Source organism: Bacillota bacterium (genome assembly GCA_012837335.1).
Classification (GTDB): domain Bacteria; phylum Bacillota; class Limnochordia; order Darwinibacteriales; family DTU012; genus DTU012.
In genome coordinates this window covers 1-19680 of sequence record DURM01000008.1, presented here as the reverse complement: position 1 = coordinate 19680, position 19680 = coordinate 1, and the positions used below count along the sequence as shown (strand labels likewise).

Sequence of the window (19680 nt, the reverse complement as noted above, 5' to 3'; positions counted from 1 at the left end):
AGGTGCAGTACCTGCCTTATTTTTTTTGCCTCCGCGGATATACTAAGTCTGTTAAGGATATCAGGGAGGTAGTGCCATGGATTTGATGGGTATCTTTGGTTTGGTCAACTTTTTCTTTGCTGTTGTGATCGGCTTGTATTTCTACAATCTCCTCAAACAGCAGCAGGGGAATAAGACGGCGGTTGACCGGGAATCAAAAAAAGAAATGGAAAAATTACATAAACTGAAAGCCATATCCCTCACCGAACCTTTAGCAGAGCGGACGCGACCCGCTTCTTTCTCTGACTTGGTTGGGCAGGAAGATGGCATTAAGGCTTTAAGGGCTGCTTTATGCGGTCCCAATCCCCAGCATGTGATTATCTACGGTCCACCGGGAGTAGGTAAAACCGCGGCTGCCCGCGTAGTGCTTGAGGAAGCAAAACGGAGCCCCCACTCTCCCTTTAGACCCGATGCTAAATTTGTCGAGATTGATGCTACCACAGCGCGTTTTGATGATCGGGGTATAGCCGATCCTTTAATGGGATCAGTGCACGATCCTATCTATCAGGGAGCTGGACCGCTCGGGATCGCCGGCATTCCCCAGCCGAAACCCGGGGCGGTGACCAAGGCTCACGGCGGTGTTTTGTTCATCGATGAAATCGGGGAGCTCCATCCCATCCAAATGAATAAACTCTTGAAAGTGCTCGAGGATCGCAAGGTTTTCTTGGAAAGCGCATATTATTCTTCAGAGGACACCAATATTCCCCAGTATATCCATGAGATTTTCCAAAATGGTCTGCCTGCAGATTTCCGGTTGGTCGGAGCCACTACCAGGATGCCCCACGAACTGCCTCCGGCAATCCGCTCCCGCTGTCTGGAAATCTTTTTCCGGGCGCTTACACCTCAGGAAATCAAAAAGATAGCCAAAAACGCAGCAGAAAAAGTGGGTTTTCACATTTCTGATGATGCTCTCGCTGAGGTGACTAAGTACGCCAACAACGGTCGCGACGCAGTTAATATGATTCAGATTGCAGGCGGAATCGTGCTTTCAGAAAACAGAAATCAAATTGATAAGAAAGACATTGAATGGGTAGTCAACAGCGGTCAGTACAGCCCTCGCCCTGACGTGCAGATCCCCGACAAACCTGCGATAGGTTCGGTGAATGGTTTAGCGGTTTACGGACCTAACCTGGGTACTCTGATCGAGGTAGAGGCAGTAGCTATCCCGAGTGAGCGGGGACAGGGCAAAATCCAAATTACCGGCATTGTTGATGAGGAAGAGACTGGCAGCGGCTTTGGCCGCACAGTCCGGCGCAAATCCCTGGCTCGCTCTTCTATTGATAATGTCATGACTGTGTTGCGGGCCAATCTAGGACTGTGTCCCCAGGACTATGACCTGCATATCAATTTTCCCGGCGGTGCCCCGATCGATGGTCCGTCAGCGGGGGTCTCCATTATCACCGCCATATACTCTGCGATTACCCGAATCAAAGTGCGCAATGACATTGCCATGACTGGAGAGGTGTCCATTCATGGTACCGTTAAGCCGGTAGGAGGAGTTCCCGCCAAAATCGAAGCCGCTCAGCTGGCAGGGGTTAAGAAAGTGTTGATTCCCAAGGACAACTGGCAGGACATGTTTGCAGAGTTCAAAGGCATTGAGATCGAGCCGGTAGTTCAAATTGAGGATGTAATAGCAGCGGCTTTACTGTGGGAAGAAGGCGATGCGGCAGTCAGAGTGGGTACTAAGCAGGGCGAACTGCTCTCAGCGGCTGGAGTCTATCCAACTCAAGGAGCGCAGAAACTCTGACTTTCTTCCACGGCTATGGATTTTTGGATCATTATGGTATAATGGTACCAAGGGTAGATGTCTGCGTAATGGAGGTGGAAATAATGAAAGATATGGTATATCCTTTACTAGCTTTACGAGGCATAATCGTATTCCCAAACATGGTTACACCACTTGAGGTTGGCAGAGAGCTATCGATCCATGCGCTGGAAGCAGCCATGACCGCTGATAAGAGGTTGGTTTTGGCTGCCCAGAAAGATGCCAGTGTTATCGAACCGCTCCAAGAGGACATCTTTACTGTTGGTACCTTGTGTGAAGTAAAACAGCTGCTGCGAATGCCTGAAGGCCAGATTCGCGTTCTGATCGAAGGTCTGCAGCGTGTTGAGATAGGTTACTTCACTGAAAACGACGAATTTTTTGAAGTTGCTGTAACACCCATGGACAGCATTGTCAGTTATGATCTAGAGGTGGAAGCCTTACAGCGCAGTGTCTTGGACTTTTTTGAGAAGTATGTGAAGATGTCTAAGAAGATCCCAACTGAAGCAGTTGGTTCTGTAAGCAGTATCAGTGATCCTGACCGCTTTGCCGATGCAGTCGCCGGTCAGATTATTACTAAGATAGAAGATAAACAGCAGTTACTTGAAGAAACGGATGTTAAAAGCCGACTGGAGCTGATGCTTCAGCTTCTAGCCAAAGAACTGGACCTGCTAGAATTAGAAAGAAAAATTCAAGTTAAGGTCCGCAAACAGATGGAAAAAACTCAGCGCGAGTACTATCTGCGGGAGCAGATGAAAGCGATTCAGGGTGAGCTGGGCGACAAAGATGACCGCGTCAGCGAAGTGGAAGAGTATAAAAAGAAGCTCAAAGCAGCAAAACTGCCTAAAGAAGCCAAAGCCAAAGTGATTCACGAGCTGCACCGCTTCGAAAAAATGCCGCCCATGGCCGCAGAAACAGTCGTAGTCCGCAATTACTTGGATTGGATGCTGGCTCTGCCGTGGTCCAAGACCACAAAGGACCGCTTGGACATTAATGAAGCTGAGCAGATTTTGGATCGGGACCATTTCGGACTCGACAAGGTTAAACAGCGGATTTTGGAGTATCTTGCGGTACGGCAGCTGACCAAGGAGCTGAAAGGCCCGATTCTTTGTTTAGTCGGACCTCCGGGAGTGGGGAAAACTTCGCTTGCTCGTTCGGTAGCAGAAGCTTTAGGCAGACAGTTTGTCCGCATTTCTTTGGGTGGAGTTAGGGATGAAGCAGAAATTCGAGGTCACCGCCGCACTTATGTAGGTGCGCTGCCGGGCCGAATCATTCAAGCGCTGAAAACAGCCGGCAGCCGCAATCCGGTCTTTCTCCTAGATGAGATCGATAAGCTGGCTTCCGATTTTCGGGGCGATCCTACTTCTGCGCTTTTAGAAGCTTTAGATCCGGAGCAGAACAATGCATTCAGCGATCACTATTTGGAAGTTCCTTTTGATTTGTCGCAGGTAATGTTCCTAACCACGGCGAATGTACTGTATCAGATACCGGCTCCGCTGCGAGATCGGATGGAAGTAATTGAAATTCCGGGCTACACGGAGTTGGAGAAACTGGAAATCGTCAAACGCCATCTCTGGCCTAAACAGTTAAAGGTTCATGGCCTCAGCGAAGACCAGGTAATTATTTCGGAAAACACCTTTGCGCGCGTGATCTCAAATTACACCCGCGAAGCCGGTGTGCGGAATTTGGAGCGGGAACTGGCCGCAATCTGCCGGAAAATTGCCACCGAAGTTGTGCGCGGCGGCAAAACACCGATTAGGGTAACAGTCAGCTCACTTCACAAGTACTTGGGAGCACCAAGATACAAGCATCAGCTGATGGATACCGAAGATCGCATCGGTGTTGCGACCGGTTTAGCTTACACATCGGTGGGAGGAGAAATGCTCTCCATAGAGGTAACGATCATTGAGGGCAAAGGTAAGATAATCCTGACAGGCAAGTTGGGCGAAGTAATGCGGGAATCAGCTCAGACCGCGATCAGCTATATCCGCTCGCGGGCAGCCCAGCTGGGGATAGAGCCTGATTTTCATGAGAAATACGATATTCACGTGCATGTCCCGGAAGGAGCAATTCCGAAAGATGGTCCATCAGCAGGGATCACCATTGCTACCGCAGTGGTCAGCGCCTTAACAGGCCGTCCTGTTAAGCATCAGGTGGCAATGACCGGAGAGATTACGCTGCGGGGCAGAGTTCTGCCAATCGGTGGAGTTAAAGAAAAACTGCTGGCAGCTCACCGCGGGGGAATTTCCCATGTGCTGCTTCCTAAAGACAATGAAAAGAACTTGGAAGACATCCCTGAAGATGTGCTTCGCAAGATTGAGATAGACTTTGTTGACCATATGGATACGGTTTTAGAGATTGCACTGGCAGATACAGATGATGAAGACAGCGACAAGAATTTGGATTTTGTACCGCCTGAACAGTATCCCGATTCTCAGCAGTGGATTGAGCGGCAATGAGTATCAATATCCACGATTGTGAGTTCATAACCAGTGCGGTCAAATCCAACCAGTATCCGGTACATCCGTATCCGGAGATTGCCCTAGTAGGACGTTCAAATGTTGGCAAGTCTTCTCTGATCAATGCTTTGGTCAACCGCAAAAAATTAGCAAGGGTGTCGGGACAGCCCGGCAGAACCCAAACCCTGAATTTCTACCGGGTAGATCGACTGGTTCTGGTCGATTTACCCGGTTACGGGTATGCCAAGGTGTCAGAATCGGTCAGAGCTCAGTGGAAGCCCATGATCGAAGGTTACTTGACAGAACGCGAGAACTTAGTGGCGATCTTAATGATTGTTGATATCAGACATCGCCCGACAGCCGATGACCAAATGATGGCTGAATGGATCGCCGCTATGGATATACCTGCTTGGGTAGTAGCGACAAAAGCTGATAAAATTAGCCGCGGAAAATATAAACAGCACATGAATCGAATAATCAGCGCACTACATCTGCCAGGACTTATTTTCTCTGCTGCCACCAAATCAGGACGAGAAGACCTCATTGCGGTGCTAAATCAGTTTATGTAGGGTAAGTGAGGGATTCGTTGATGAAAACCAACACAAAGTTAATGGTTGTCAGTACGGCAGCAGCGCTGACAGCTGCTGCCGGTTTGATCTTTTTCACTCCAATGCTGGCTTGGGAGCGGTGGACGGAACTGCTGCTCCTGCTGGTGCTGCTCGTCATCTTTAAATTTAGGGGAATAGGGGTATCCCGCTATATCAGGCATTCTCTATCTGTTTCTATCTATCTGACAGCCATCTTTGTCTTTGGCACCGGGGAAGCTATGTGGTTGGCAATTTTAGCTAATCTCATCTACGGCCTTATGGCTGATATTGATTTGATCAAGGTCTTTCTTAATTTGCTCCAGCGGTCGCTAACCGTTCTGCTGGTTGGGTTGGTTTTCTCATTTCTCCACCCTAACATTGGGGAGCTTTCGGTTCCCCACAGCTTGCCGGCAATGCTGATCGGCTTGGTGCTGTATAACTTTGTTAATCTTGTCTTAGTATCTGTTATTACTGTGCTGCTGGACAGCAGCGCTTATGCCGGCATCAAGCATATCTTCCACCCGCGGATTTGGTTCTATTATCTGATGTTTGGATATGTTGGAGTGATTTTCTCGTTTTTTATCGCCACCTGGCAGATGGAGGGTCTCTTGATTTTTGGTGCGCTGCTGCTTGGAATTTCCGAGATTATCCGCTACAGTTTCTATCTTGTGGCTGAACAGCAGCGGAGAATTCAGGCTGAGCAGGAACTAGTTTTAGATTCTAAAACCAAAGTTTATAATTACCGGTTTTTGAGCGAATGGCTGGATCAGGACAGCGACTATCCGGTAACGATGCTGTTCATTGATATTGATGATTTTAAGCTGTTCAATGATACATATGGGCATGAATACGGTGACGAGGTTCTTAAGACAGTTGCCCAGACAATTCGCAGCAGTGTCCGGGATGAAGACTATGTAGTCCGTTTTGGTGGGGAGGAGTTTGTGGTAATTCTGCCTCACACTAATCGCGCTCGTGGTTTGGTGTTTGCTAAAAGAATCCAGGCTAAGTTGGCAGAGCTGTCAGAACTGGAACTGGAACGGGAGCTGACAGTGTCAATTGGAGTTGCCAGCTACCCTGATGATGCACAGGACCGCATGGAACTGCTGCGTCGGGCTGATATGGCGATGTACAGGGCTAAAACTTCAGGAAAAAATCAATGCTGTACCTGCAGTTAAAGAGGAGGAGCCGATATGGTAAGGAGTGTTTTGCTGACAGCGCTTGTACTGCTGATTCTGCTCAATGCCCAATCTCTGACGATCGTGATCTATGAAAGCGACCGCGATACAGAAGATTGGCAGTGGCACAGCAATGATTCCCGCACTCAGATTGTCATCGGTTTTGACAGCGAGCAGTGGGTAAATACCCTCGAATCTTTCGATTATGATTTTCGGAAATATCACCATTTTGATGACAGCGAATTTATCCCGATTCTAGTTTATTTAGGAGAGCGTCCAGATGCCGGATATGAAGTGGAGATCAGCAGCATAGTTAAGCAGGATGAGCGTACAGTTATCACCATTGCCCGCCGGTCTCCATCCAAGGGAGTTAGCTATGGCTTCGGTCCAACTCATCCCTATGATTATCTGCTGCTTAAGCGGAGCCAGCTGATCAATGAAGAGATTATTGTGCAGGATCAGTACGGCAATGAGTTAGTCCGCTACCATCAAGTTTTTACCGGTGAAGAGCAGCAGTACGAATATGTTGTAGTATTTCAACACCCGTAAAAGGAATTATAGGAAAAAAGTAGAAGTAGATAATTGCACCCAAGAGAAGAGATTCACGGGAGGCATAGATATATTGAAGGCAGAGATTCCTGAGCATTTGTGGGAAATGGCCACAGAGGAACAGCAATTTCTGCTGAAAAATCTGCCGCCGCAGCTCTTGGATATTTTAATTAGGATGAGCGACAAAGATCTGCTGGTGCCGAAAAGCTGCAGATACCTAGAATCGCTCTGGAATGATCTCTCTCTGCTGCGGGACATGCAATTGGTAAAGCAAAAGGAACGGGATGTACTTTACCAGTTTTCCTTAAATCTCGGCAGTTAGCTGACAGGGAGGCAAGATGCCTCCCTGTCAGCTTTTATGATCTATGAGCAGTTCAATTTGATCTCCATCGTTGATGGGATCAGTGTATCCCGCTGGTTTGCCGTTCAGCACAAACTTAATCTGCTTTACTTGGTCAAGCTGCTCCGGCTGATAAACCCGGAAAATATCAGTGAGAATAAACCGAGCTTTAGGTTGAGCCTGGTATTCAATCCGGTCACCATCTTCCACGGCTTGGTCCAAAGTTCCGGGTTTGCCGTTAACAAGCACCCGCACCGGTCCCTGCAGTCTTACCGGCTGATTATTAACGCTTACCACAATCGCGTTCGGCTGAACATCGATCCCAGCTTGTTTTAAAGCCTCGGCGATTGTTTCCAGCGGCTCAAAAGTCAAACAATCACCATCATTCAGAGTGTAAGTAAGCGGCTGAATCTGGTTGTTAACCTTGATTTGCGGCATTACGGTAAGATGTCTGCCGTTGATGGTTAACCGCTTGGCAAGCTTTAACTGAGCGGCCGCATCTTTGAGTGTAAACGCTTCCACTGCCTCATCGGTTTTGATTTCAATTCTGTCGCCGGCTTTTATTTTCGAATGCAGATACGCGGGCTCCCCATTGCGGTACACGTGGGTTCGACCTGCGCTGCGGGAGCTGATGGTGAACGGCTTTTGATTAACCGAGATTGTCAGGGCTGTTTGGCTGGATGTGAGCAGATCTTCGATGCTGTAACCGCTGTTCAGCAGCGCATCTCCGACTGTAGCATTGGTCAGGCGCAGAAACTGAACCGGCTGACCGTTAATAGTAACTTTCTGCATTTCCATAGCCGCTCGATCTAAATGATTGCAGCCAATGCAGATCGGGGTGATCAGCTGTGGTCCCAAATACTCCTCGGCACCAAGTACATGGCTGAGGCTGGCTCGGTCCCGAATGCGCACTAAATTAGGTGCCAGCTCCAAGCGTTTGGCCAGCTCCTGCTCCAGTCCCGGTGTTAAGCTGCCGCCACCGATTAAAATCACACCCTTAGGCGGTCCATCATTTAAAGCAAGAATTTCAGCTGCGATCTCCTCAGCCAGCTGCTGCACAGACGGCTGGATCAGACTGAGCACATCTTCCACTTTTAGTTCTAACTGATTGCCCAGCACATCAAGGCAGGCAATCTCTGTTTCCTGACAGAGCTTGCGCTTAACCTGCTCCGCTTCCATGAAATCCAGCAGGTATGCTTCGGCGATTATTCTGGTGATTAAATCGCCAGCTTGAGCGATCATGCCAAAAGCTTTAACCGTACCGCCCGCGGTAATAGCAATATCGCATGTGCCTGCGCCCACATCCACCAAAGCTAGATTCAGCAGCCGCATTGATTGAGGAATCACCGCGTTCATAGCGGCAATCGGTTCCAGGGTTAAGGACTGCATTTCCAAGCCAGCAGTGCGCAGAGCTGTTGTCAGCGCATCGATTACAATGCGCGGCAGAAACGTTGCAATTACCTCAACCGATGCTGAGTAGCCCTGATGGCCCAAGAGATTTTGGATCGGCTGGTCATCAAGGTAGCTTTGAATAATGGAATAGCCCACGCATAAATAGGTATCAACAGCGGTCTGAACCTGATACTGGTTCATTTTATCTAAGGCGTCGGCGACTGCGCTTAATTCCAGCTCGCTCAGGTCATGGCTGGTGATTACCTGATTGGGAGCCAGCTTGATGGTAGCCTGACCCTGCTGGGTTTTCAGGGACCGCCCCGCGGCAGCTACAGCTGCAGTTTTGATTGGCTGTGCTATGCAAGCTGCGGTTTGAGCTGCCGTTTCCTTGATAATCTGGGCTACTTTAGGAATGTCATGGATCTGCCCGTCCTGCATCGCATTGGGCAGCTGCTCATTCATAACCACATGCTGAATTAGGTAATGGTCCTCAGCTTTCTCCATTAATAAACCCGCAATTTTTCTTGTGCCGATATCTAAGGCAAATACAGTTTCACTCATGTACTCTCATCCTCAAGCAGTGATGATACTTTACTTCCACAAAAAAGTCCGACTTTCCTTTGTAGTTTTTGGTATAATAGTACCACATAGGCAAAAATAGGATTGCAAGGAGATGAAAGTATGAGTACGAAAACTGTGCCGAAGCGCAGCGAAATTCCCAGCGAGCATAAGTGGAAGCTGACTGATATTTATCCTTCTGACGATGCTTGGAGGGAAGACTTTGAAGCGCTGAAGGAGTTTATTCCCCGATTGCAGGATTTCCGCGGTAAGTTAGATTCGCCGGAGAATCTTGCGGCATGTCTGCGTGCCCAGGATGAAGTGGGCATGAAGTTTGATAAACTGGCTGGTTATGCCATGATGAGCAAGGATCAGGACAACACCAATCCGCTCTACCAGGAGTTCTACGATCGGGTAATCAATATCAGCGCGGTAATTGCCAGCAATCTGGCTTATGTGGAGCCGGAGATCTTAAGCCTGCCCGAAGAAACGGTTCGCAAATGGGCCCAGGAGCATGAAGAGCTGAAAGTATACCAGCATTATCTGGACAATATCCTCAGAACCAAACCCCATACACTGCCCACCGAGCAGGAAGAGATTTTAGCGAGCGCTGGCGAGATGGCTCAAGCGGCCAGCCAGATTTTTAGGATGTTCAACAATGCCGATTTGAAGTTTCCCACCATCAAAGATGAGGACGGCAGTGAGGTGGAACTGACTCACGGCCGATACATCAGTTTCATGGAAAGCAAGGATCGGAGTGTGCGCAAAAGCGCTTTTGAAGCCATGTATTCTACTTATGGCAAGTGGAAGAACACTTTGGCAGCTACCTATACTTCTGCGGTCAAAAAGGCACTGTTTTTTGCTAAGACTCGGAAGTACGATTCATCTCTGGAAGCTGCTTTGAATGCCGATAATGTTAAGCCGGAAGTATACCATAATCTAATTAAAACTATTCACGACAGCTTGCCGACTTTTTACCGCTACACAAAGCTGCGGAAACGCATGCTTGATTTAGATGAGCTGCATATGTATGATATCTATGTGCCTCTTGTGCAGGATATCGATATGGAGATAACCCCTGAGCAGGCTGTTGAGATGGTGAAGGAAGGTTTAGCTCCACTTGGGGAGCAGTATTCTGCCGATCTGGCTCGGGGCTTCGCAGAAGGATGGATTGACTGGTTTGAAAACCAAGGGAAAACCAGCGGAGCTTACTCTGCCGGTGTTTATGGCGTGCATCCTTATGTGCTGATGAACTATGAAAACAATGTTGACAATATGTTCACGCTTGCTCACGAAATGGGTCACGCGATGCACACTTATTACTCGGATCTGAACCAGGAATATGTAAACTCAGATTACACAATTTTCGTAGCTGAAGTCGCATCGACTGTTAACGAGTCACTGCTGATGCATGATTTGCTTGCGAAAACAACCGATCCGAAGCAGAAACTCTATCTGCTCAACCATTATTTAGAGCAGTTCCGCGGGACTGTTTTCCGGCAGACCATGTTCGCCGAATTCGAAGAAATTGTCCACAGACAGATTGGCAGTGGCAATCCCATGACTGCCGAAAGCCTCTGTCAAACCTATCATGAGCTCAACCAGAAATACTACGGACCAGATGTTGTCAGCGATCCGGAAATTGCCCTGGAGTGGGCTCGGATTCCCCATTTCTACCGTCCGTTTTATGTATATAAGTATGCAACCGGATTTTCAGCAGCAGTGGCGCTGTCCCAGCAGATTTTAGAAGAGGGAGAACCGGCTGTTGAGCGCTATCTCAACTTCCTCAAGAGCGGCGGATCGGATTATCCTCTCAATCTCTTAAAGCGAGCTGGGGTGGATATGACTACTCCAGAACCGATTGTCAAAGCGATTGAGGTATTCGGCGGTCTAATTGACCAGATGGAGCAGTTGATAGCGGAGGTTGAATAAATCGGGATTTGGGTTGGAAAATTCCGCAGGGTTTTTTAATTTTGTCAAGAATATTATATATGTGTTAAATCACCGCGCGACATCGGCTGTTTGAGGCAGTTTGGCTCTGATGCCGATCTCCTCTAAAGTCGCGTGGAGTGGTCGAAAATCCGCAGTCAACCTGCAGTGGTTCCAGCAGCACATGATGGGCGCATTTGTCCTAATTGTTGTCAAGTTCTTGTACAGCAGTGCAAGCTCTTTGCTGGCCCGCAGGTTGGCTCCGGCTTTACCCGGCAGTTGATCTGCTTCGGCAAGAATTGCTTCCAAACTGCCAAAGCGCTTCAGCCACTTTACTGCTGTTTTAGGTCCAACTAAGCTGATTCCCGGAATGTTATCACTGGAGTCTCCCATTAAAGCCTTCAAGTCAGGTATCAGCTTTGGAGCTACCTGTGTTTCAGCTTTAACAGTGTCCGGTGTATAGATTTTATTTTCTCTGCTGTTGGGGATTAAGACGGTAACCCGCTCATTGACCAGCTGCAGGGTATCGCGATCAACGGTAACAACATACGCTTCGGTATCATCCGGCAGAGCGCGGGTAAGTGTACCGATTACATCATCGGCCTCATAGCCAGGCAGCTTAATGATGGGGATGCTGCATGCCGTCAAGAGCTCTTTGATTAAAGGCAACTGAGCCTGGAGATCCTCAGGCATGGGCGGCCGGTTGGCTTTGTATTGGGGATAGAGCTTGTGGCGGAAGGTAGGTTCATGGTGATCAAATACTGCCACTAAGTATTTTGGCTGCATTTGGTTGATCAGCGAGGAAAGGGTGTTGTAAAAACCAAGTACGGCATTAATTGCTGTGCCGTCTATGTTGCGAATTGAGTTGGGCAGACCGAAATAAGCGCGATATACCAGAGCAAATCCATCGATTATTATACAGCATTCATTCATTCTTAAACTCCTTTAAGCAATACATTATCGTCATTATAACATAAACAACAAGCTAAGACTAGTTCAGCAACTTCCGTGAACAGCGGAGAGAGTGAATAAAGCAAGTAAGGAGAGACGGGCATGGGTTATTTAATAGGTTTAGATATTGGCACATCGCAGGTTAAAGCACTGCTGATTACCGTCGATGGCGAGATTGTTGGTTCTGCATCACAGGAATATCCCCTGTATTCGCCTCGACCCGGATGGACAGAGCAGGAGCCAGAAGAACTGTGGCAGGGAACAGTTACTGCGTTAAGAAAAGTACTCGATAAATATGATGTTGATTCAACCGAAGTCAAAGGTATCGGTCTATCCGGTCAGATGCACAGTTCTGTATTTCTTGACAGTGAAGGGAATGTGATCCGACCGGCAATTTTATGGAATGACAGCCGCACCACAAAACAGTGCTATGATATTGAAACCATAGTTGGGAAAGAGCAGCTGCTCAAAGAGGCCTGCAATCCGGCGCTGGAAGGGTTTACTGCGCCTAAGGTTCTGTGGCTGAAGGAAAATGAGCCGGAGAATTTCGAAAAAGTGCGCTGGTTGGTGCTGGTTAAGGACTACATCCGCTTCCGCCTGACCGGTGAGTTAAAAATGGAACTGAGCGATGCTGCCGGTACCCTGCTGCTGAATGTTAAGGAGCAGCGGTGGTCGGATGTGATTATGAACAAACTCGGTCTTCCCATGGAGATCCTGCCGGAGCTGGTAGGATCGAGTGAGATTGCGGGTACAATCACACCAGAGGCCGCAGATATAACCGGATTAGCTCCTGGCACTCCGGTAGTCGGCGGCGGCGCTGATAACGCGTGCGGTGCTGTTGGAGCCGGGATAGTGGCAGCCGGGCGTGCTATGATCAGTTTAGGGACAAGCGGTGTGATGCTTGCCCATTTGGATGTGCCCAAGCTCCCTAATGGCGGTACAATTCATATGTTTAACCACGCGGTTAAAGATCGCTTTTATATGATGGGTGTAATTCTTTCTGCCGGTTTATCATTCGGGTGGTTTAGAAATCATTTTGGGCAGATGGAAACTGCAGTTGCGGGCAGTCTCGGCACAGATCCCTACACACTGCTCAGCACCGAAGCAGAACTCAGTCCACCGGGAAGTAAAGGCCTGATCTTCCTGCCCTATCTAACCGGAGAGCGCACTCCTCACGGCGATGGCAATGCCCGGGGTGGTTTCTTTGGTTTGAGCGCTTCTCATGGGCGGCGCGATCTGGTCCGGGCAATTTTAGAGGGAGTTGGCTTTGCTTTTCGCGATTCGCTCTGTCTGCTGCAGCAGGCAGGCTGGACCGGAGACTCCATGAGATGCATCGGGGGCGGTGCTAAGTCCCGCCTGTGGTTAGAGATTTTAGCAAGTATTCTGGGGCTGCAGATGCAGACACTCAATGTGGATGAAGGTCCTGGTGTAGGCGCTGCGCTTCTGGCTGGAGTAGGTGTTGGCGCGTTCAGTGATCCTAAAGAGGCTTCCGAAGCAATCTTAAAGGTGACCAGCACTATCGATCCTAATGAAGAATGGCATGGTATTTATTTAGATGTTTACCAGGTTTACAAGAGTCTCTATCCGGCGTTAAAACCAATGTATGATCAAATGGCAAAGCTCTTTTAGGCAGCTGATCAAGGTGGGTGTCTGGGATTTGGTGTATCGCTTGAAGTATTGGTTAGTTTTAGTTTTGCTTATTTTTACCTGCGGCGCAGTCAGCGCCCGCAACGCAGAGTTTCGGGTTGCGATTAAAACTGATGGATTCACCGAATTAGATCACGACCAGGCTGTGGTCAGCAGTGATGGCGGCCCGATAATCCTGATCGGTTTCGAGCACAACTTTGTCAGTTCCGGTCCGGTTACAATTGTCCCTACCGCTGAAGGTATTTTAGTGGCGGATGATCACGAACAGTTATTAATGGGATCCCCGGTCTGGGTCTACCCTGAGCATAACTGCCGCTTAACATTGGAAAGTATTAAGCGGGGAGATGCTTGGGGTTTTAGTCCCTCTTATCGGGGCTTTCTAGAAATCACCTTAACCGAGTCCCACAAACTGCAGATCATCAATACGGTAACTGTTGAAGACTATCTCTATGGGGTGGTGCCCAGCGAAATGCCGGTTTCATCGCCTTTAGAGGCGCTGAAAGCTCAGGCTGTCGCTTCCCGCACCTATGTTGTCAGGGCGATTATTGAGGCGAGATCAGCGGGGCGCAGTTACCATGTTGATGACAGCGTGTTTGCCCAGGTCTATAACAATCGGCAGGAGGACAGTAGGGCAAAGGAAGCTGTTGATCAGACTTCCGGCATAGTCATGCTTGACAGCAGCGGTCTTTTGGTGCGTTCCTATTTCCATTCCACTTCCAGTGGTTTTACCGCTGCAGCCCATGAGGTATGGGGAGGAAGCACCCGCTCAAGTTTTCCCGGAACCCCGATTTCCTATCTGCTCTCCCGTTCTGTTTTGACTTCGGATCTCGTAGTAGATTGGAGCGACGAAGAGCAGGCTTTCGCATTTTTGCGGGATAAAACTATTGATAGCTATGAAAAGCAGTCTCCGTGGTTTCGCTGGCAGGTTAAGTTCACCCGTAAGCAGCTGGAACAAATCATCAATGCCAATCTTGCTGATCGCTATCGGGCTCAGCCTGAATTTGTGCTTACGCAAAACAGCAGCGGAGAGTTTGTATCAGCTCCTATACCGGAGGATGGAATCGGAGAGCTTTTGGATATCAAAGTCAGTGCCCGCGGCAGTGGGGGCAATGCCCTGTCAGTTGACATCGTCAGCACTAATGGCACTTTCCGGGTGAGCAAAGAATTGAATATCCGCAGTTTATTGTGTCCGACTAATCGCTATACTGGCTCAGAGGACATTGTTATTCACAGAATGCATGATCAAATATTGAATTACTCTCTGCTGCCCAGCGCTAATATCGCGTTTGAGATTAACCGGAATAATAATGAAATTGCGGAGGTAATAGTTTACGGCGGCGGCATCGGTCACGGTGTCGGTATGAGCCAATGGGGAGCAAGAGGGATGGCTGAAGCTGGTTACAGCTATGAGGATATTTTACAGGCATTTTATCAGGATATTACCCTCATCGATATTTACACCGTATCAGATTGGCACAGTCTGGTTTTTGAAGTTGAGAATAGGTGAAAAGTAAATAAATATAGCGAAGTTGTAAATTTATTTTGACTTATAATGCATAATATGATATTTTATAATTAGAGACTCATTTATTCCGGAAACGTTTACGGACTTATTGAGGGCAGTTATAATTGCACAAATATTGGACAATAATAAGTACTGGAGCGTTGAGTTTGAGGCCAATATTTGAGAAGGAGTGAAAACTGTGGGATATGAAGATTCTTTAAGGCAGGCCCGGGAACTGTTAATCTCGGAGATTAACCATCTTAAAGATGAATTAGCGAAAAAAGAGCAGCATCTGCGCAAACTTGATTCGTTTCTTAGAGAACCATACACGAGCGGCCGCAACGGAACTTCACTGACCAAGTCAGTAGTGGAAATAGTTTACAGATTGGTGAAAGCTGAGAACGAGCCAATTACTGCTAAGGCCGTGGTTAAGGAGTTCTTTAAGCACCGCCAGGATGTCAATGAGTCGACAATCCGCTCCACACTGTATCAAGTTAGCCGCAAGCAGAAGCCCACAGAGATTGAAGTGGAAGGATCCGTAATTGCGGTTGAGATTATTAAGGATGGACCGACCTATGATGTGGCGGTGGTCAGCGAAGCCGAACCAAGTTTCAAGGAAGCTCATGCCTAAATATAGTACTGCTGAGCCTGATCCTCTCCAAAGGATTGGGCTTTTTATTATATAAAACCAAGGCAGGATTTTCCCATTATTGTATTGAAGTTTAAATGCATGAAAAATATGGGGGAGAAGTTATGCGCAAAATCCTGATTGGATCTATCACAGCAATACTCGCAGCTATTTGGATTTTGAACGTATTAGGTGTTATTGACTTTGGCCTGATTTATGTCATATCGCGACTCTGGTTTGTAATTCCAATGTGGTATGGGTTCAAGCTGCTCAGGCAGGAAGAGAGAAGCATGAAGATCTCGGGATTTGTGCTGATGGTCTTTTCCGGATTCATGCTGGCGTTAAACCTAATTGAGCTGTTTACCAAGGGCCAAGAGTCCATTTATTATTTAATGATCATGGGCATTGTAGTTTTTTGGCCGGTGATTATTTTTATCTTTTTGATTGCCGTCATTATCAGCCTTTTTGAGCGAGGGGAGACTGTATACAAAGCTTACCTCTTGCCCAAGACTGTTGTATGCCCCAAAGAAGAACTGCTGGATACATCGCTGATCGCGGTGTTCGGCAAGCTGACTTTTGTGATGAGCGAGGAATCGATTACGCATCGGGCGGTGCGCTTAGACGTACTTTCACTTTTTGGCAAAGTTGAAATCATAGTCCCAGAAGATGTAGGAGTGTTAGCTGAAGTTAAAACGCGTTTTTCATCGACGAGATTATTTGGTGAGCGAAACCGCAAAATATTAGGTGGAGAAACTCTTCAAAGCCCAGCTGCAAATGAAGCCAATCCGCGCCTGCTGCTGGTAACCCGTTCGTGGTTTAGCAGTGTAAATGTACGCAGTGAGTGAATCAGAGGGAGTTGATCGAGTGCTAAATTTCAGCTTTTATATGCCTACGGAGATTATTCAGGGTCAGGAAGTGGTTGCGCGCTGTGGAGATAGATTTAAGAAGTTCGGCAGTAAAGCGCTCTTGGTTACCGGAAAACACTCAGCAAAGGCCAGCGGTGCCTTCGGGGACGTAACAGCGGTTCTGGACAAGTATGGGATTGCTTATCAGGTTTTTGATGATGTGGAAAACAATCCATCCACCGTTAACGTTGTTCAAGGAGCTAAAGCTGCCCGCAAGTTTAAACCGGACTTCATCGTTGGAATCGGCGGGGGATCAGCTTTGGATGCTGCGAAGGCTATTGCAGTATTAGCGGTCAACAGCTTTACACCAGAGCATCTTTACAGCGGCGATTACCCTAATCAGCCACTGCCGATCATTGCTGTTCCCACAACAGCCGGCACAGGCAGCGAGGTAACCCAGTATTCGGTGCTGACACTTCCGGACAAACAGACCAAAGCTGGATTTGGTGATCGGAGCATCTTTCCAAAGATTGCTTTCTTAGATCACCGCTATACTGAGTCTTTGGAACTTGATATCACCCGCAACACAGCGGTTGATGCCCTGTCTCATCTAATCGAGGCATATTTATCGCGGAGGGCTTCCGGCAGCAGTGACATGCTGGTGAAAACTGGCTTGCGTTTATGGGGGCGAGCCCTGCCAGATTTGAAGTCGGCTGCTTTCTCTACTGGAATGCGGGAAAGCCTGCTGACAGCATCGGCTCTTGGCGGCATGGCGATTGCCCATACCGGTACAACGGTAGTCCACGCCTTGGGATATCCTCTTACGTATTTCCATGGGATACCCCACGGTAAAGCCAATGGCTTGCTGATGGCTGAATATCTCCGCTATAACCTGCAGTACGCCAAGTCACGAGTAGAGAGAATCCTGCAGCTTTTAAACTTAAGGGATATTGGTGAGTTTGCAGAATTGATGCAGACACTGCTGCCTACAGATCTGCGCCTGACTCCGGAGCAGATCAACGAGTATGGCATAGCAGCAAGCAGAACCAAGAATGCCACACACTCCCTTGGAGAAGTAAATTCTCAGGTGTGCATTGACATATTAAACAACAGTTTGGGATGAGAAAGATTTCTCATCCTCTTTTTATAAATTTTTTCCAGAAACATAAACTTTTTCCAAGGTCACTGGATATTAAGAGTAGAGAGGGTGTTGAGCGGTCAATAAATATCTCTCTCCAGCGAAACATAACTATAGAAGAAAGTGGGTGATCCAATGAAAAAAAGTTCAATTGTGATGATAGGTATATTAACAGCAGCTGTGCTTTTAACAGGCTGCCAGTTTATTTTCTCTGTTGAAGTTCGCTATGGGATCATTGAAGGCTGGGTATACGAATCAACAGCGCGTCCTGAGGACATTATTGTAATGCCTTCTAATGAAACACCACGGGGATATCGGCGCTTGCCTGATGCTATCGTGGAAGTTAGGGATTATTACGACAGCGGTTTAATAGTGCAGACCAAAGCCGACAGCAGCGGCAGAATCTATATTCCCCAGTTAACTACCGGCAAAAAGCTGCTGATAATCCAACATCCGTATTATTCTGGCATCCGAGTTGAGATTCCAGTTTATGTTTGGCGGGATACAGTTAGAGTAACTTCTGAGCCAACGGTGCACTATGTGATTGTAGGCATTGATGAGTATCCGAAGATGAAAGCTGAGAATCTCAAGGTTTCGGAAAAAGATGCGAAAAACATCAAGACAGTGCTCGTAGACGGCAACAGGATGAAAGGTTATGCTGATATTTTGACTAACAGGCAGGCTACCAAGAGTAATATTAAACGGGCCATCGAAAATGCAGCCCGTTCAGCCAAACCCGGTGATTCGCTAGTCTTTTATTTCTCGGGATATGCTGATCGGGAGATTTACGCCGGAGGAGAAGCTCGTCCTCTCGACCACATCGTTCCCTATGATGGTCAAGACTACGGAACAGCTGAGCAGATTAGAAATTCCATGATTACCGACGGTGAACTGAGAGATTGGCTGAGCAAGTTCCCCAATAAGAATGTTACGGTGATCCTTGATGTGGCTTATGCGAAGACCTTCTTCGATGGTAAAATCCGCAGCCAAAGCCTAGGAGCAATAATGCCGATGGCTCTGCAGGGCACAGGCTATACAGTGCTCGGGGCAGCTTCCGATGGCGAAAGAACTAATGTCAGCCAAGATAAGGGAAGTTTATTTACCACCATGCTGATTGACGGTATCAAGTCTATTGGAGACGATAAAATAACTGCTTGGACCTTGTTTAACTACGCTGAGAATGCGATGAGGCAGTTCCCGCAGAACCCCCAGTTTGAAGGTCCGAAGCATACTGTGATTTACATCCGCAACTCTTATTACTGGTAGGAGGGAAAATGATGAAACTGAGATTAGTGCCTTTGGTACTGCTTTTACTGCTTGTGACCGCATTTCCCGCTGCAGCTCTGGACAGTCGTGATCTGCAGAATTATAACACCACTCCCATGGCAGTTGCCTGGAGAAATGGCGATATTATCTATGTAGCTGTGGTGAATGAGTACAGTAACCGCGACACGTATCGCCTGGAGGTATATGATGTTCAGCGGCGCAGCTCACTGGCTAAGCGGGAAGTGCTTGTTCCTGGCAAATCTATTCTAATCGAATCTTTCGATGTCCGCGATTTCAAAGGAGCTAGGTTCCCCATTGAGGAGATTACTATTTACCGGGGCTACTATGGCCGGGCAATTAAAATCCAGGATAGTGAGCTCTTTAATGTCAAGGATTACCTAGTGCCCGCGAACACTTCGATTGCGATTGAAGTTGAGCTCGACAGCATTCGTGGTTCTAACAAAATCGGCCGAATTATGGTTGATGATGATTTCACTCTCTTAAACGAACGCCTCTATGGCAGAATTACCGTGAATTATGAGCCGGGAATCGCTTACTACCACTCTAATGTGATTGAATATCAGCCGCCAAAGCTGATCCTAACAATGCGGACACCTTACGTCCGTGATGTAGATCTGCTTAACTTCAGCATCCGGCATCGCCCAGACGGAGTTTGGCGCGATGAGGTGATTGTTGGTCCGGCATTAATCGTTTACAGCCGCGATTACCGCGTTCTTGACAATACCGGAACGTATACCCGCACCTCCGATTCAACTGACCTCCCCGGAGATTGGGTTGTAAGATAGTAACTTATTCCTGAAGCAATTTGTTCACCAGTAACATAAGTTGTGAATGAAGGATAGTCATGTAGTAGGGTACGAGGGAGGTATCTGAATGGGCAAGAGACGCTT

General features: G+C 47.9%; 16 protein-coding genes. 14 read left to right on the top strand and 2 right to left on the bottom strand.

What is annotated here, in order from left to right:
- The first annotated feature begins 76 nt into the window (after window positions 1-76).
- From lonB to GX019_00865, 6 genes are all read left to right on the top strand, one after another.
- On the top strand, window positions 77-1786 hold the full coding sequence (gene lonB, locus GX019_00890; GenBank protein HHT35715.1) for an ATP-dependent protease LonB: 1710 nt from the start codon (window positions 77-79) through the stop codon (window positions 1784-1786).
- Window positions 1787-1854: 68 nt separating this feature from the next.
- On the top strand, window positions 1855-4260 hold the full coding sequence (lon, locus tag GX019_00885; protein ID HHT35714.1) for an endopeptidase La: 2406 nt from the start codon (window positions 1855-1857) through the stop codon (window positions 4258-4260).
- Window positions 4261-4262: 2 nt separating this feature from the next.
- The gene (locus GX019_00880) at window positions 4263-4829 is read left to right on the top strand and encodes a YihA family ribosome biogenesis GTP-binding protein (protein ID HHT35713.1); all 567 of its coding nucleotides are present in this window, start codon (window positions 4263-4265) and stop codon (window positions 4827-4829) included.
- 20 nt (window positions 4830-4849) lie between these two features.
- A complete protein-coding gene (locus tag GX019_00875; GenBank protein ID HHT35712.1) occupies window positions 4850-6022 on the top strand; it encodes a GGDEF domain-containing protein in 1173 nt (390 codons plus the stop codon).
- Window positions 6023-6037: 15 nt separating this feature from the next.
- Window positions 6038-6571 carry a hypothetical protein gene (locus GX019_00870; protein ID HHT35711.1) on the top strand — a complete coding sequence of 178 codons (534 nt, stop codon included), beginning with the start codon at window positions 6038-6040 and terminating at the stop codon, window positions 6569-6571.
- Window positions 6572-6644: 73 nt separating this feature from the next.
- Entirely contained in the window at window positions 6645-6893 is a 249-nt protein-coding gene (locus GX019_00865) for a hypothetical protein (GenBank protein ID HHT35710.1), read from the top strand.
- A gap of 27 nt (window positions 6894-6920) precedes the next feature.
- Here the strand turns inward: GX019_00865 and GX019_00860 are convergent, their stop codons facing one another.
- Entirely contained in the window at window positions 6921-8864 is a 1944-nt protein-coding gene (locus tag GX019_00860; GenBank protein HHT35709.1) for a pilus assembly protein PilM, read from the bottom strand.
- 120 nt (window positions 8865-8984) lie between these two features.
- Here GX019_00860 and pepF point away from each other — a divergent pair, with 120 nt between their 5' ends.
- A complete protein-coding gene (pepF, locus tag GX019_00855; protein ID HHT35708.1) occupies window positions 8985-10793 on the top strand; it encodes an oligoendopeptidase F in 1809 nt (602 codons plus the stop codon).
- A 69-nt stretch (window positions 10794-10862) separates the two neighbouring features.
- On the opposite strand, the gene GX019_00850 is transcribed toward pepF, so the two are convergent.
- Window positions 10863-11723, bottom strand: coding sequence for a hypothetical protein (locus tag GX019_00850; protein HHT35707.1), 861 nt, complete (start codon window positions 11721-11723; stop codon window positions 10863-10865).
- Between the two features lie 120 nt (window positions 11724-11843).
- Between GX019_00850 and xylB the strand changes: the two genes are divergently transcribed.
- From xylB to GX019_00815, 7 genes are all read left to right on the top strand, one after another.
- Window positions 11844-13370 (top strand): xylulokinase, encoded by a 1527-nt coding sequence (gene xylB, locus GX019_00845; GenBank protein ID HHT35706.1) that lies wholly within the window; start codon window positions 11844-11846, stop codon window positions 13368-13370.
- Complete coding sequence (locus GX019_00840) at window positions 13345-14895, top strand: SpoIID/LytB domain-containing protein (protein HHT35705.1); 1551 nt, start codon at window positions 13345-13347, stop codon at window positions 14893-14895. Before xylB ends, GX019_00840 begins: the two co-directional genes overlap by 26 nt.
- 196 nt (window positions 14896-15091) lie before the next feature.
- Window positions 15092-15523 (top strand): hypothetical protein, encoded by a 432-nt coding sequence (locus tag GX019_00835; GenBank protein ID HHT35704.1) that lies wholly within the window; start codon window positions 15092-15094, stop codon window positions 15521-15523.
- A gap of 122 nt (window positions 15524-15645) precedes the next feature.
- Complete coding sequence (locus tag GX019_00830) at window positions 15646-16365, top strand: cell wall-active antibiotics response protein (protein HHT35703.1); 720 nt, start codon at window positions 15646-15648, stop codon at window positions 16363-16365.
- Window positions 16349-17488 carry an iron-containing alcohol dehydrogenase gene (locus GX019_00825; protein HHT35702.1) on the top strand — a complete coding sequence of 380 codons (1140 nt, stop codon included), beginning with the start codon at window positions 16349-16351 and terminating at the stop codon, window positions 17486-17488. Before GX019_00830 ends, GX019_00825 begins: the two co-directional genes overlap by 17 nt.
- Window positions 17489-17638: 150 nt before the next feature.
- Window positions 17639-18769: a caspase family protein gene (locus GX019_00820; GenBank protein HHT35701.1), complete on the top strand. Its 1131-nt coding sequence runs from the start codon at window positions 17639-17641 to the stop codon at window positions 18767-18769.
- An 11-nt stretch (window positions 18770-18780) separates the two neighbouring features.
- The gene (locus GX019_00815) at window positions 18781-19575 is read left to right on the top strand and encodes a hypothetical protein (GenBank protein ID HHT35700.1); all 795 of its coding nucleotides are present in this window, start codon (window positions 18781-18783) and stop codon (window positions 19573-19575) included.
- Window positions 19576-19680: the final 105 nt, after the last annotated feature.

Coding starts and splice junctions, on each gene's coding strand:
- GX019_00870 (HHT35711.1), top strand. CDS start 6,038: ATGGTAAGGAGTGTTTTGCTGACAGCGCTTGTACTGCTGATTCTGCTC.
- GX019_00825 (HHT35702.1), top strand. CDS start 16,349: ATGTACGCAGTGAGTGAATCAGAGGGAGTTGATCGAGTGCTAAATTTC.
- GX019_00860 (HHT35709.1), bottom strand. CDS start 8,864: ATGAGTGAAACTGTATTTGCCTTAGATATCGGCACAAGAAAAATTGCG.
- GX019_00840 (HHT35705.1), top strand. CDS start 13,345: ATGATCAAATGGCAAAGCTCTTTTAGGCAGCTGATCAAGGTGGGTGTC.
- GX019_00820 (HHT35701.1), top strand. CDS start 17,639: ATGAAAAAAAGTTCAATTGTGATGATAGGTATATTAACAGCAGCTGTG.
- pepF (HHT35708.1), top strand. CDS start 8,985: ATGAGTACGAAAACTGTGCCGAAGCGCAGCGAAATTCCCAGCGAGCAT.
- lonB (HHT35715.1), top strand. CDS start 77: ATGGATTTGATGGGTATCTTTGGTTTGGTCAACTTTTTCTTTGCTGTT.
- lon (HHT35714.1), top strand. CDS start 1,855: ATGGAGGTGGAAATAATGAAAGATATGGTATATCCTTTACTAGCTTTA.
- GX019_00850 (HHT35707.1), bottom strand. CDS start 11,723: ATGAATGAATGCTGTATAATAATCGATGGATTTGCTCTGGTATATCGC.
- xylB (HHT35706.1), top strand. CDS start 11,844: ATGGGTTATTTAATAGGTTTAGATATTGGCACATCGCAGGTTAAAGCA.
- GX019_00875 (HHT35712.1), top strand. CDS start 4,850: ATGAAAACCAACACAAAGTTAATGGTTGTCAGTACGGCAGCAGCGCTG.
- GX019_00830 (HHT35703.1), top strand. CDS start 15,646: ATGCGCAAAATCCTGATTGGATCTATCACAGCAATACTCGCAGCTATT.
- GX019_00815 (HHT35700.1), top strand. CDS start 18,781: ATGAAACTGAGATTAGTGCCTTTGGTACTGCTTTTACTGCTTGTGACC.